Below are 12,369 nucleotides of genomic sequence, written 5' to 3'. Positions count from 1 at the left end.
ATTTGGTTGACGGCTGAAGGGCTGGAGCGAGGTCGGCAGATAGCCGACCGGTTGTTTGGGGTAAGAACTCAAGTGGAGCATGTATCCGACTCGGATACCTGACTTCATACCACGGCCATACGGTAGGTGGGGTTTATGGATCGCATACCTTTCTGGACGATGGCTTGCCTGCAGGGTCTGGCTGGTAACTTTTGCGGCAAACGATCGGCAGTGTCAGCTCGCCAGTGCCGGATGCGCGGCGGCAACCCGGTACTGGCCTGCATGGAAGACCAGCGGTTCTGCGCCGCTGTATCGGTATTGTTCGATCTCGCCAATGAAGATCAGGTGGTCACCGCCCTCGTACTGGGTGACGTTGCGGCACACCAGCACTGCCACCACATCGTCCAGCACCGGGGCTCCCGCCTTGCCATAGGAATGAGCTACACCGGCGAACTTGTCAGCGGCTGCCCGTGCGAACTGCTCCGACAAGTGGTGCTGGTGCGCGCCCAGCACGTTGATGGCGAAGTGGCTCGCCGAGCAAAAAGCCTTCAGGCTCGGTGCCGTGCGTGCCAGGCTCCAGAGCACCAGCGCCGGCGACAGCGACAGTGAGGAGAACGAGTTGACGGTCACACCGACGTTGCGGCCGTCGGCGATGCGCGTGGTGATCACGGTCACACCGGTAGCGAACTGCCCCAGCACGTTGCGCAGTTCGCGGACATCGCGGCCCTCGGCATCGAGCAAATCGTGAGCCTTGGTTTCGGTGGCGGCACTCATGGTGATCTCTCCCCTCAAGCTGGCTCAGGCGGCCTGTTGGCTCATTGCGCGCGATTGCACGCGCAGCGTGAATCGAACCAGCGGTGCGGTCAGCGCCGTCGTCACCAGCGCGAACACCACGAGGATCGTGTAGACCTTTGGTGGAAGGATCTGCATCTGCAGGCCGATTGACAGGACGATCAGCTCCATCAAGCCGCGCGTATTCATCAACGAGCTCACCAGCATCGCATCGTGTGGCGCAAGCCCGGTGGTACGCGCGCCCAGATAGCTGCCGCCGAACTTGCCGATGAATCCGCCTGCGAGGAATACACCGAACCACATCCATGATCCCGCGTCGTCGATCGTGCCGATTGACGCATGCAGCCCCGCATACGCGAAAAACACCGGCATCAGCACAAGCTTGACGAAACCTTCGACGTTGTCGCGCCACTCCTTCGCGACGCCGGGCACACGCCGCACGAACAGCGCCGCCGCCAGTGCGCCAAATGCGCTATGGAATCCGATCAGCGACGTCGCGAGTGCCGACACTATTACGAAGCAGAACAACACGGCCAAGCGGTCGCGCGCCGCATGCGCAGTCGATGCGAGCCGCGCAAGCGCCGGTCGAACCACGAAGCGCACCAGGAGCGCGCACAGCAGCAGATACGCGAGCAGGCTGAGGAGCATGCGCGCAAATGCCCAGCCAGGCCCGCTCGATAGCGAGGCAATCGTTGCAAGCAGCATCCATCCGAGCGCATCCGTCAGCATCGCGGCAGACATTGCGTGCCGTGCGCCCACCATGGCGCTGAGCGCCAGGTCGTCGATGATGCGCGCCATCACCGGCACCGCCGATACCGCAAGTGCGACACCGCAGAAGAGTACATAGGGCAGCGCCGGCGCGTCGCTGGCGAGCGTGTCTTTCGAGACGATGGCGAGGATCATGCCGATCGCGGCCGGTGCGACGAGCCCGCCCGCTGCGATCGCGACGGGCATGCGCCAGCGCTTGCCGCGCAGCGTCTCGCCCAACTCCATATGCAGGCCGACCTGAAACATCAGCAGTATCAGGCCGACTTCGCTGACTTGCGCCATCGCTGACAGCACACTTGGGCCGAACAACAGGTCGTAGAAACCCGGTGCTATCACGCCGAACAGCGAAGGCCCCAACAGCAGGCCGGCCGCGATCTCGCCGACGACCGCGCACTGGCCGAGCCGTTCGGCAATGCGGCCGCAGACGTTGCAGAGCGCAATCACCAGCACGAGTTGCAACAGCCAGATAGTCATGAATACCTCGCCGACACGAAGCGGGTGGCTGCGAGCCCAAGCGGGCCCGCCGCGCCGTACGCGGTGATGACCGTGACGCCGCTCGCCAGGTTCGCGAGCGCCTGGCGGAGCGACGTGGCCAAGGCCGGCTCGGCTTCACGCATCACTGCTCACTCGCGACGCGGTCGACCCAGCCCCGGTAGAACGCACGGTACTTGAGCACGAGCTTGTCGTACTTGCTGTACGCGCCGCCGCCGTCCGGCTTCATCCCGTTCCAGATTTTGACGTCGTACCCCGCTGCCTGCCTGGTCTGCAGCCCGAACAGCACGAAGTCGGTCGCGCGGCGCAGGGCGCCGCCCACCTTCTTGATCGAGATGAGCATGTGCATGACGTTCTTGCCGTCGCTCACCGGCGTCACACACTGGAGCAGCTTGTATTTGACGTTTCCGTCCAGGGCAACGGTCATGACGCACCCGCCGGGGTAGCCATCGAAGTGCAGGTTCATCTGCGACATGTTCAGGCCAAGCGCGCGCGACAGCATGCCGAGGGGGCCGAAGTACCGGTTCACGGTGAAGTCGATCCCGGCACCGAACCACGCGCCCGCCCGGGCCAGCGACTCAACCTCCGGCCACCGGCGCCAATCGTCGAAGAACTTGAGCTCGAAGGCCGAGACCGGGAGCGCGTGCACGGGGGTCGCGTGCTGCGCGTCGTAGAAGTTCTCGACGATCCGCAAGACCGCCGTTGTCGTCTCGAACGCGAAGTGCAGGTGCATGAAGTCGCCGTTGTCGACGTCGGCCGCGGCGATTTCAGGCAGCGGGTGCAGCGGCTGCGGGGAGCCGTACCAGACCCACACGTAGCCGTATCGCTCGACGGTGACCAACGTCGGCTGGCGCGCCCCGCGCGGCACGGGCTCCAGCCGGAGCACCGCCTGGTTGTGGCCGGGGATGTGAACGCACTGGCCCTGCTCGTCGTACCGCCAGTGGTGAAACGGGCACTGGATGCACCCGTCCTTGACCCGCCCGTCAGCCAGGTTCGCGCCCAGGTGCGAGCAGTGGCGGTCCATCACCACAGCCCGCCCCGTCGCTCCGCGCCACGCCACGCAGGGACGGCCGAAGAGCGTCAACTCCGTCGGCTTGTCCTTGAGGGCGTCCGAGCGCATCGCGACGTACCAGCTCGCGGCCAGGCGCGTAGTCGCGTCGTACGCCCCCGGGGGACGCTTCTTGATGCTCGCTTGATCCAATTGAATGTCGTTCATGGTTTTTCTGTCATCGTCGGCCGACTACTTCTTCATCGCCAAGCCGATGCGGGTCGTGATGTACGCCTTGAGCAGCGCGAACATCGGGTTGTAGTCGAAGTACTTTTTCACCTCTGCCGGCGCGCGGGTTTGCGTCCAGTACATCAGCTTCATCGCCGGCAGCAGGCTGTACTTCGAGTTGTTGAGCTGCGGCTTGGCCCCGGTGATGCAGTACCCGAAGCCGAACATCGGCTTGGCGAAGTCTCGTTCGTCGATGAGGGCGTGAATCCGCGCCGCGGCCTCCTCGGCCGGCTTGTGCCCGGCGCTCACGGCCTCGACCTCGGCCTTGGCGTCGTTGAACAACTGGTAGTACTCCTCCATGTCCGCGCACAGGTACCCGAGGTACGGGGGGTCGTTGTCGAGGTGATCGAGGTCGCCCTCGTCGCGCGACGCGCGGAACCTCGCGTGGGCTTGCACGAGCCGGAACTGCCCGAGGATTGTGCCGACCGCCCACAGCCTGTGGAACGCGTCCCATAGGCGGAAGTCCGAGAACGCCGTGTAGCAGCAACTGACGAAGTCGTCGTTGTGGTCCAAAAGCTTTTGCTGCAGGCGCTCGATGTACTCGAAGCGCTCGGGGGAGAAGTCGTCGTCGCGTAGCGCCTTGATGAGGCGCGCCGCGAGCGCGTGGATGGTCACCGCGGTGTTCTCGAGCCCCCGGGAGAAGAGCGGGTCGATGAACCCGTTCGCGTGCAGCATCAGGCAGTAGCGGTCGCCGACGCAGGCGTTCGACGAGAACTGCAGGCGGTCGGTCTTGACCCAGTCGCGCACCGGCACGGCGTCCCGGAACTGAGCCGCGATGCTCGGGAATCGCGCGAGGAACTCGTCGAATTCCTGCTGCGCGGGGATGTCCGTTTTCGGGTAGACACGCGGGTCGAGCTGCAGGCCGACGCTCACCAGGTTGTTGGTCGACCGCGGATGGTTGTTGAACGGAATCACCCAGAGCCAGCCGCCCGTGAACATGTGGTGCAAGGTCCCTTCGTGCCAGCGCCAGCGCTGCCCCTTGACCTTGAAGATGTCGTCGAACGGCTTGACCCCGAGCATGTGCGTGTAGAGGCTGCGCGAGTGCGTCTTGAAGCGACACGGTTCTTCGCGGAGCTTGAACTGGGTCGCGAGCGGCGCGCGGGGTCCTCCGCAGTCGATCATGTAGCGGCCGGTGAACCGTTCGCCCTGGGCGGTGGTCACCGCGACGCCGTCTTTATCGGCGTGGTATTCGCTCACGCTCGTCTTCTGGTGGACCGTGCAGCCGTATTTGATGGCGGCTTGCAACAGGTAGGCGTCGACGTCTTGCCGGTAATAATGGCTCTCCGGTCCCCACGGCAGTTCGGGAATGACGCACTGCGTGAACTCCTTCGGGTCGTGCTCCTGACCGGGCTTGTGGAACACGAAGCCGAAGTTGCGCTTGATGCCCGTGCTCGACGCGACGTAACGCTGCGTCGAGTAGAACGACGTGATGTGGTCGAGCTCCGGAATGCCGTAGCGATCGGCGATGATGCGGTTCATGAGAGACGTCTCGGGGATCGACGATTCGCCGATCGTGAACCGCGGATGCGACGACTCCTCGATGATCAGCACGCGAAACTGTTGCTTGGCCAGGATGGCCCCCATCTGGGTGCCGGACATGCCCGAACCGAGGATGATCACGTCGAAATGGTTGCTATCACGCCCGTTCGCGGGGCTCTTCTGAGTCATGGGGGCAAACTCTCCTTGTGAGATAACACCTGGGCCGTGCGCGTCAGGATTCGTCGAGCACGGCGCGGATGCGGGACCGCGCGGCAAACGTGAGCGTGAGTAGATCGCCGAGCATGCTGGGCGCGTAGCCCCCGCTGCCGGTTGTGGGGCCGCTTCGCCCGACTTCGTACGCCCGCTCCGCCAATTTGAGGTGAGGCGCGCGGAAGCGCAGCAAGACCTTGAAGACCCGCTCGAGGGCTGTCAGCCCAGCGCGGACGGGCTCGCCCCGCGCACCGACCCGCGCTTCGCCGAGCACGCGGTCGATGAGCGCCGGCCGCCCGGCGAACCGAGCGTAGACCGCCCTGTACGCGGGAAGCACATAGGGCAGGTACGTCTCCTTGAATTCTCGATAAACCTGGTCGTCCGATTGCGAGCCCCACAGGACGTGCTCCAGCACGAAGAGGGGCATTTCTACGGCACCGGGGCCGAGGTAGCTCTGGCCCCCGACTCGAATCGGTTCGTAGAAGGGGCGGAGCTCATCGTAGAAGACCTGCGGCGAGATGAAACGGTACGCGTAGACGATCGATTCGACCATTTTCTGCAGATAGGCTGCCAGCTCGTCGCACCCTGGCGCGAACGCGGGCGACCGCAGGGGCACCTCGGACAGTTCGACGGTCACCGCGATGGCCGCCTCGAGGGTCGCCATCGAGATGCGCACGCTCTCGAGCAGGTGCGCTTCGTCGGGCAGCCCGGTGTAGCTCCGCTGCGCGTCGGCCGCCGCGGGGTTCCAGACCGTCACATGCAGGAGCGTCTCGCGCGGCGGCAGGTCGGTCGCGCGTGCCAGGTCGAGCAGCACCGGCTCAAGCCCGGGCACCACGTCCGCGGGCTCATGTCCGTGCCGCTTGAGCGACCCCAGGAAGAACCCGATGTCGCGCATCGCCGCGGCGGCTTCGACAAAGCCCCAGCCGGAGGGCACGCCGCGCGCCGGGAGGAACTCGCGCAGCAGGCCGACGATGCCGGGCACGTCCTTGTTACGGTTCAGGCCCGGCAGTTGCAGGACGAGCGAGCGCGCCTGTAGCGGATCGCAGGCCGCCACGGCAGCGTGCGTGGCCGCGAATGCGGATACCCGGTCCAAGGTGCGTTCCACTAGAGGATTTCCCGCGCCGCGAGCGTCGGTCCGGGCTGGCTGCGAGACAGCCCCGCGTCGCCGTCACGCAGCGACCGCAGGTAGTCGTAGTTGGTCGGCAGGCTCGTGCGCAGACGCTCGGCCTCGCGCTGGATGCTGGCGAACATCGCCTCGGCCTTCTCGATCGACTCCGGTCGGTGCTGCAAGAGCGGCAGCGAGCGGTCGGGCAGCATGCCCAGGCCGGCAAAGATGCAGTAGTAGTTGCCGTTCAACCAGAAGTTCTTGAATTCGTAGTCGAAGGTCTCGTAGTACGTGGAATCGTCGAACGACGTGGTGGTCAGCGGCAGCCCCGCCTTGTAGCGCTGAACCTTCTCTTTGATGGCGTCCGAGAGCCGCAGCTCGTGCCGGTTCGCCAGCCAGAACGGGGTGTCTTCGCGCGACGCGGTGAAATAGTGCGCCTGGACGAAATCCCGGCAGTCGTCGAACATGTGGACGATCTCGGCGTTGAATGCGTCGCTCAACCGCGGGTCGAACGAGGTGTCGGGGAAGTGCTTCACGAGCTGGTACAGCGCCGCGTAGATGAAGTAGATTCCCGTCGATTCCAGGGGCTCCAGAAAGCACGACGACAGCCCGATCGAGACGCAGTTGTTGACCCACGCCCGCTTGTTGCGCCCGACCCGGAACTTGATCTGGTTGAGCGGCTGATTGTCCGAGAGGCCCCAGAGGTTGAGGAAGTCGGCGGTGGCCTGGTCGCGCGAGGTGAACTTGCTCGAGAAGACATAGCCGCTGCCGAACCGGCCCAGCATCGGAATCTTCCAGGTCCACCCCGAGTTCATGGCGATCGCGGAGGTGTACGGCTCGACCCCCTCGCGTGCGTCGTCGTTGGGCACGGCGCTGGCGACTGCGCTGTCGCACAGCAGATAGTCGGACATGTCGATGAAGGGTTCCTTCAGGGCCTGATTGATCAGGAGCCCCCGCATGCCGGAGCAGTCGATGAACAGGTCCCCCTCCAGCGTCCGCCCCTCCTTGGTGAGCAGGGTGGAGATGTAGCCGCGGTCGTTCAGGCGAACCTCCACGACCTCGTCGACCACGCGGTTCACCCCGCGCTCGACGGCCCAGCGCTTCAAGAAGTCGGCCACCAGGTGCGCGTCGAAGTGCCACGCGTGGGACATCTGGCGGGTGCCGTCGGCCAGGCACGGTGCCAGCTTGCCGTCGAGCGCCCCGGGCTGCGGGTAGCACGCGTACTCCATCGGCTGCCGGAAGCCCTGTTCGCGCTTGCGCAGCCAGTAGTGGGTCAGCGGTACGCCGTCGCAGTTCGGCACGTTGCCGAACAAATGGTAGAAGTGATCGTCACGCGAGTGGTCGGGAGACTTTCTCCAATTCACGAACTTGATCGCGGCCTTGAACGCGCCGTTCACCTGGGGCATCCACTCCCGCTCCGGTATCCCGAGGAAGTCGAAGAACACCTTCTGCAAACTCGGGATGGTCGCCTCGCCCACGCCGATCCGGGGGATCGCCGCAGACTCGATGAGCGTAATGTTCGCTTGCTGCTGGAGCGCCCGGACGAGGTACGAGGCGGCCATCCAGCCCGCAGTGCCGCCGCCCACGATGACGATATTCTTGATCGGCTTGTTCATAACACTCCTTGTTTCAAGGCGGACTGCCTGTGACGAGAGGAAGGCCGCCAATCTCGTGCAATCCGTGCAAGAGGCACATCAATGTGCTGGTTAGAGTAGAGACTCTAGCCTGCCGGGAAAGCGACGCAAATTCCGTTTCCGAATTAACATTCTCAAATGCAAGGGCATTGGCTATAAAAGAAGGTTTTGCGTACAGGCCCGAGCGCTCCAGGCTCAGCCCTGGGCAGGCTTCAATCGCGCGCCAGGGCTTCGATCGGGTCCAGCCGCGCCGCATTGCGCGCCGGCACGAAGCCGAAGACGATGCCGATCAGGGTCGAGCAGGCGAACGCGGTGACGATCGAGCCCATGGAGAACACCATTTCCCATTCCTTGACGAACAGCGAGAACAGGTAGCCGATGGCGTAGGACAGGGAAATGCCGATCATCCCGCCGATCAGGCAGACCATCACCGCCTCCACCAGGAACTGCTGGCGGATGTCCGAGATGCTGTCCAGGTAGCGCTGGCCGAGCAGGCGCCCGGCCGCGGTTTCATAAGGCACCCAGACATTCAGTGCCTTGCTCGCGGCGAACATGTTCTTGTTCTCCGCAGTCACGCCAATCACCGTGCACGGCAGGTTGCCCACCAGGATCACCTGGCCCAGGGGGTCCTCCCCGGGGCCGAACAGGCGATGTCGGGCGTTGTGGTCGATGACCACCACCTGGGCCTGGCGCCGGGCGTCGCTTTCGCTGAAGGCGATGCCCGCCGCCAGCTTCAGCCCGCGCACCTGGAAGTACTGGTCGCTGACACCGTTGACCTGGGCGTCGAGGTCAATATTGCGGTAGCGCAGCAACATGTTGCGCCCCACCACCGGGGTGGCGCTGTCGACGTAATACAGCTGGTTGAGGGCCGCGACATCGGCCGGTACCAGGGTCTCGATGGCCGTCGCCCGGCTGTCGCCGAAGCTGGTGCCGGAATAGACCCTGCTGCAACGCCATCCCGACATCCTCCAGGCCGAGTACCAGTTCAAGGCCGCCAACGCCAATATCAGCGCGGCCCGCGCCGCGTTCTTCCCCAGCGTCAGCCTGACGGCCAACGCCGGCACCTCCAGCCTGGAGCTGGCCGGGCTGTTCAAGGGCGGCTCCGGCAGCTGGGCCTTCCAGCCGCAGATCAACCTGCCTATCTTCAATGCCGGCAGCCTGCGGGCCAGCCTCGACTACGCGAAGCTGCAAAAGGGCATCACCATCGCCCAGTACGAAAAGTCGATCCAGACCGCCTTCCAGGAAGTCGCCGACGGCCTCGCCGCGCGCCAGACCTACAGCGATCAGCTCGACGCCCAGCGCAGCCTGGTGGCAGCCACCCAGGACTATTACCGGATGGCGGAACACCGCTACCGCACCGGCGCCGACAGCAACCTGGTGTTCCTCGACGCGCAACGCTCGCTGTTCAGCGCACAACAGGGGCTGATCAACGACCGGCTGGCGCAGCTGATCGCCGAGGTCAACCTGTACACGGCACTGGGCGGGTCCTGGAAGACGGAGTCGAACCCGGCGCTGGCACTGCGCACGCCCTGACAACGGCGTGCAGGCCTGCCAGCCCGGGCACAAAAAAGCCACTCCGGCGAGTGGCTTTTTTGTGCGTTCCGGGGCGAGAAATGCGATCAGTTGTATTCCAGTACATAGGTCAGCGTTGCATCGGCTTTACCGGCGGCGACTTCTGTACCTGTGGGGACATAGCGCGCGTTTGCGACAAAACGGTACATCTCGGTGCCGGGGCCGCTGGATTGCCAATCCAGGGCCACCGCCTTGTCCTGGCTGAATGGCAGGGCCACGTTCTTGTCGTTGGTCAGCGAGATGGCAACGCCCTTGGCGACGCCAGGCTGGCCGACACCGTTCAGATTCAGCAAGCCATCCCGAACGGAGTTGCCCTCGAAATAGACCTTCACCGGTGGCTTGACCGTGGGATTGAAGCCCTCGCACACAACATCCAGGGCGAATGGAACGTCCTGGACCGACCCGTGTTTTACTTGCTCTGCCGCGGGACGCCCCATATTGACCTCGGTGCTGCTCTTGGGGGTGTGGCAAGTCGTGAAGAAGACATCATGTTCGAACTTGGTGGTAAGGCTTTCTCCTTCGATGGCATAGACCGCTCGCCTCGGAGTGGTGTAGCTGGTGTCAATAAAAAAGTTGGTCTTATAGTTGAAGGAAGGCATAGCCCCCTTTCCGACACCGAAGTCTGTACGCACAAAATCTATTTTCACAACACTGGGAAAATAGACCAAAAATTCAGCAATGCCTTTAAGGGTACGAGGTGGGAAATAGGGGGAGCTCCCCGCACGGGAACTGTGCCCAATGCGAATGCCGATCCCAGGAACACCAGAATCGTAAAGCCCTTGACTGCCTCTTGATGTAAGGCTGGTATCCGCTTCGGTCAGTCCATATTCAGACCTAGTGCACCATGCCCATCCTCCAGAGCGGCGTCCGGCCGTTACTTCGTAGGATGCCATTACTTCGCCAATGGCCGCGTACTTCAAGGTTGTAGTGGCTGGAAGACTGGCAATGACAGATGGATTGTTCGGTGTACCTGAGTCAGGCTTATCGCAATAATCTGCTGCATAGGCGGAAGTTCCCATGATGCATCCCAGGGTCAGTGCAAGCAGCCTCATCTGTCGTAGTGTGTTCAAAACGTTTCTCCTTGATCCGAGTGCAGATTGACGGTGCAGCTTCCCAGGGTGGGAGTCGGCGTGAGGGCGGCAGTCTATGCGGGGTAACTACAAGGGATAAATCAGAGGATTCTCAAAATCGGTGCCGCTGCGGTAGCAATCCCGGGATTAAAAAAAGCCACTGATCGCGTGGCTTTTTTAGTTCCCTGGGCGAGAAATGCGATCAGTTGTATTCCAGTACATAGGTCAGCGTTGCATCGGCTTTGCCGGCGGCGACTTCCGTGCCCGTGGGGACATAGCGCGCGTTTCCGACAAAGCGGTACATCTCGGTGCTGGGGCCGCTGGATTGCCAATCCAGGGCCACCGCCTTGTCCTGGCTGAATGGCAGGGCCACGTTCTTGTCGTTGGTCAGCGAGATGGCAACGCCCTTGGCCACGCCAGGCTGGCCGACACCGTTCAGATTCAGCAAGCCATCCCGAACGGAGTTGCCCTCGAAATAGACCTTCACCGGTGGTTTGACCGTGGGGTTGAGGCCCTTGCACACAACATCCAGGGCGAATGGAACGTCCTGGACCGACCCGCGCTTTACTTGCTCTGCCGCGGGACGCCCCATCTTGACCTCGGTACTGCTCTTGGTGGTGTAGCAAGTCGTGAAGAAGGCATTATGTTCGAACTTGGTTTTAAGGCCCGTTCCTTCGATGGCATAAACCTTTCGCCTCGGAGTGTAGGCAGTGTCTATAAAGAAACTGGTCTTGTAGTTGAAGGAAGGCATATCTCCCTTTCCAACCCCTATATCTGTACGCACAAACTCGATGCTCAATCTATTGAAAAAATAGAGGATGTACCCAATTGATATTCCGGTATTGGTAAAAGGTGGATAACTGGGGGTGTACCAGTTAGTGGTGGCAACGTGCCCAATACGAATGCCGACCCCAGGCACACCAGAATCGTAAAGTCCTGGACTGCCTCTCGATGTAAGGCTGGTAGTCACTTCGGTGAGCCCATATTGAGACTTATAGCACCCTGACCATCCTCCAGAACGGCGTCCGACCTCTACCTCGTAGGACGCCATTACCCCGCCAATGGGGGCGTACTTCAAGGTAGTAATGGCTGGAAGACTGGCAATGATCGACGGATTGTCTGGCCACATTACGTCAGGCGCCCCGCAATAGTCCGCTGCGTAGGCGGAAGTTCCCGCGATGCATCCCAGGGTCAGTGCAAGCAGCCTCGCCTGTCGTAGCGTTTTCAAAACGTTTCTCCTCGATCCGAGTGCAGATTGGCGTTGCAGCTTCCCAGGGAGGGAGTCGGCATGAGGGCAGTACTTTATGCGGGGCAATTGCAAGAGATGAATCAGGGGATTCTTAAAATCGGTGTATCACCCCGCAGCCTTTTTCATCAGGAGAGCTCATGAAATTAAAGTTCAGCCACGTGGATGTTCTGGTCAAAGACCTCGAGCAAGCCTGTGGGTATTACGCCCGGATTTTCAGCGCAAGGATTTCCAGGACCCTGGATTGGCAGCGCGACGGTTTGCATGTGCGTTATGCGATCGTCATGTTCGGCACGGAGCGCCTGATGCTGGTGCAACCCTTTGCCGGCAATCTCAAGGCGCTGATGGACAGCAACGGCGAAGGCACGATCTACCGTCACTGCTATTGCACGCCGGACATCGAGGCCGCCTACGACGAGTTGCTGGCCGCGGGTGTGCAGCCGGAAGACGAGAACGGCAACCCCCTGTCGCGCGACAATCTGCAGTCGCCCAGCGGGACGCGCATCCTCTGGCTACCGAAACGCTTCGGGCATTTTTCCATCGAGCTGCTTGAAGAGGCAGAGCTGGAGGCCTTTATCGAGGAGGCGTTCGCCGAGGACCGATAAGGCGACAGGCGCCAGCGCTTCCCCCTCGCCGCATAGGCTGAAACTCCCAGACGGCCTAGGAGTATCGGCCAATGCGCAACCTCCCAGGCCTCCCCATAGTTGTGACATCTGCCAGCAGAGGGGCCCAAGTGCGGCCCCCAC

At 62.6% G+C, this 12,369-nt stretch carries 10 protein-coding genes and 2 pseudogenes; 2 read left to right on the top strand and 10 right to left on the bottom strand.

Features of this window, described 5'->3' with window-relative positions; translation table 11 throughout:
- Positions 1 to 213: 213 nt before the first annotated feature.
- The 8 genes and pseudogenes from DK261_RS18440 to DK261_RS18405 form a co-directional block, all read right to left on the bottom strand.
- The gene (locus tag DK261_RS18440; RefSeq protein ID WP_110176102.1) at positions 214 to 753 is read right to left on the bottom strand and encodes a flavin reductase family protein; all 540 of its coding nucleotides are present in this window, start codon (positions 751 to 753) and stop codon (positions 214 to 216) included.
- A 24-nt stretch (positions 754 to 777) separates the two neighbouring features.
- Positions 778 to 2,013, bottom strand: a complete 1,236-nt coding sequence (locus tag DK261_RS18435) for a cation:proton antiporter (RefSeq protein ID WP_110176101.1) — start codon at positions 2,011 to 2,013, stop codon at positions 778 to 780.
- Positions 2,010 to 2,156 (bottom strand): flavin reductase, encoded by a 147-nt coding sequence (locus tag DK261_RS18430; RefSeq protein WP_110176100.1) that lies wholly within the window; start codon positions 2,154 to 2,156, stop codon positions 2,010 to 2,012. The genes DK261_RS18435 and DK261_RS18430 overlap by 4 nt, the downstream gene beginning before the upstream one ends.
- Positions 2,156 to 3,247 carry a Rieske 2Fe-2S domain-containing protein gene (locus DK261_RS18425; RefSeq protein WP_009049522.1) on the bottom strand — a complete coding sequence of 364 codons (1,092 nt, stop codon included), beginning with the start codon at positions 3,245 to 3,247 and terminating at the stop codon, positions 2,156 to 2,158. The genes DK261_RS18430 and DK261_RS18425 overlap by 1 nt, the downstream gene beginning before the upstream one ends.
- 24 nt (positions 3,248 to 3,271) lie before the next feature.
- Complete coding sequence (locus tag DK261_RS18420) at positions 3,272 to 4,975, bottom strand: NAD(P)/FAD-dependent oxidoreductase (protein WP_038633273.1); 1,704 nt, start codon at positions 4,973 to 4,975, stop codon at positions 3,272 to 3,274.
- 43 nt (positions 4,976 to 5,018) lie between these two features.
- Positions 5,019 to 6,101, bottom strand: coding sequence for a monodechloroaminopyrrolnitrin synthase PrnB family protein (locus tag DK261_RS18415; protein ID WP_110176099.1), 1,083 nt, complete (start codon positions 6,099 to 6,101; stop codon positions 5,019 to 5,021).
- On the bottom strand, positions 6,101 to 7,717 hold the full coding sequence (locus tag DK261_RS18410; RefSeq protein WP_110176098.1) for a tryptophan halogenase family protein: 1,617 nt from the start codon (positions 7,715 to 7,717) through the stop codon (positions 6,101 to 6,103). Before DK261_RS18410 ends, DK261_RS18415 begins: the two co-directional genes overlap by 1 nt.
- A gap of 230 nt (positions 7,718 to 7,947) precedes the next feature.
- Positions 7,948 to 8,676: pseudogene (locus tag DK261_RS18405) on the bottom strand (ABC transporter permease); the annotation flags it as partial.
- A 1-nt stretch (position 8,677) separates the two neighbouring features.
- Between DK261_RS18405 and DK261_RS18400 the strand changes: the two are divergent.
- Positions 8,678 to 9,268 (top strand): annotated as a pseudogene (locus tag DK261_RS18400) (efflux transporter outer membrane subunit); the annotation flags it as partial.
- Positions 9,269 to 9,354: 86 nt separating this feature from the next.
- Here the strand turns inward: DK261_RS18400 and DK261_RS18395 are convergent.
- Positions 9,355 to 10,377 (bottom strand): fimbrial protein, encoded by a 1,023-nt coding sequence (locus DK261_RS18395; RefSeq protein WP_110176097.1) that lies wholly within the window; start codon positions 10,375 to 10,377, stop codon positions 9,355 to 9,357.
- A 202-nt stretch (positions 10,378 to 10,579) separates the two neighbouring features.
- Positions 10,580 to 11,128: a fimbrial protein gene (locus DK261_RS33575; RefSeq protein WP_256597586.1), complete on the bottom strand. Its 549-nt coding sequence runs from the start codon at positions 11,126 to 11,128 to the stop codon at positions 10,580 to 10,582.
- A 635-nt stretch (positions 11,129 to 11,763) separates the two neighbouring features.
- On the opposite strand from DK261_RS33575, the gene DK261_RS18385 reads away from it, so the two are divergent.
- On the top strand, positions 11,764 to 12,228 hold the full coding sequence (locus tag DK261_RS18385; protein WP_038633279.1) for a VOC family protein: 465 nt from the start codon (positions 11,764 to 11,766) through the stop codon (positions 12,226 to 12,228).
- The last annotated feature ends 141 nt before the right edge of the window (positions 12,229 to 12,369 follow it).

It is taken from the genome of Pseudomonas sp. RW409, assembly GCF_003184125.1.
In the GTDB taxonomy this organism is placed as follows: domain Bacteria; phylum Pseudomonadota; class Gammaproteobacteria; order Pseudomonadales; family Pseudomonadaceae; genus Aquipseudomonas; species Aquipseudomonas chlororaphis_I.
The sequence above is the reverse complement of the archived record's forward strand: the minus strand, read 5'-3'. Positions and strand labels throughout refer to the sequence as shown.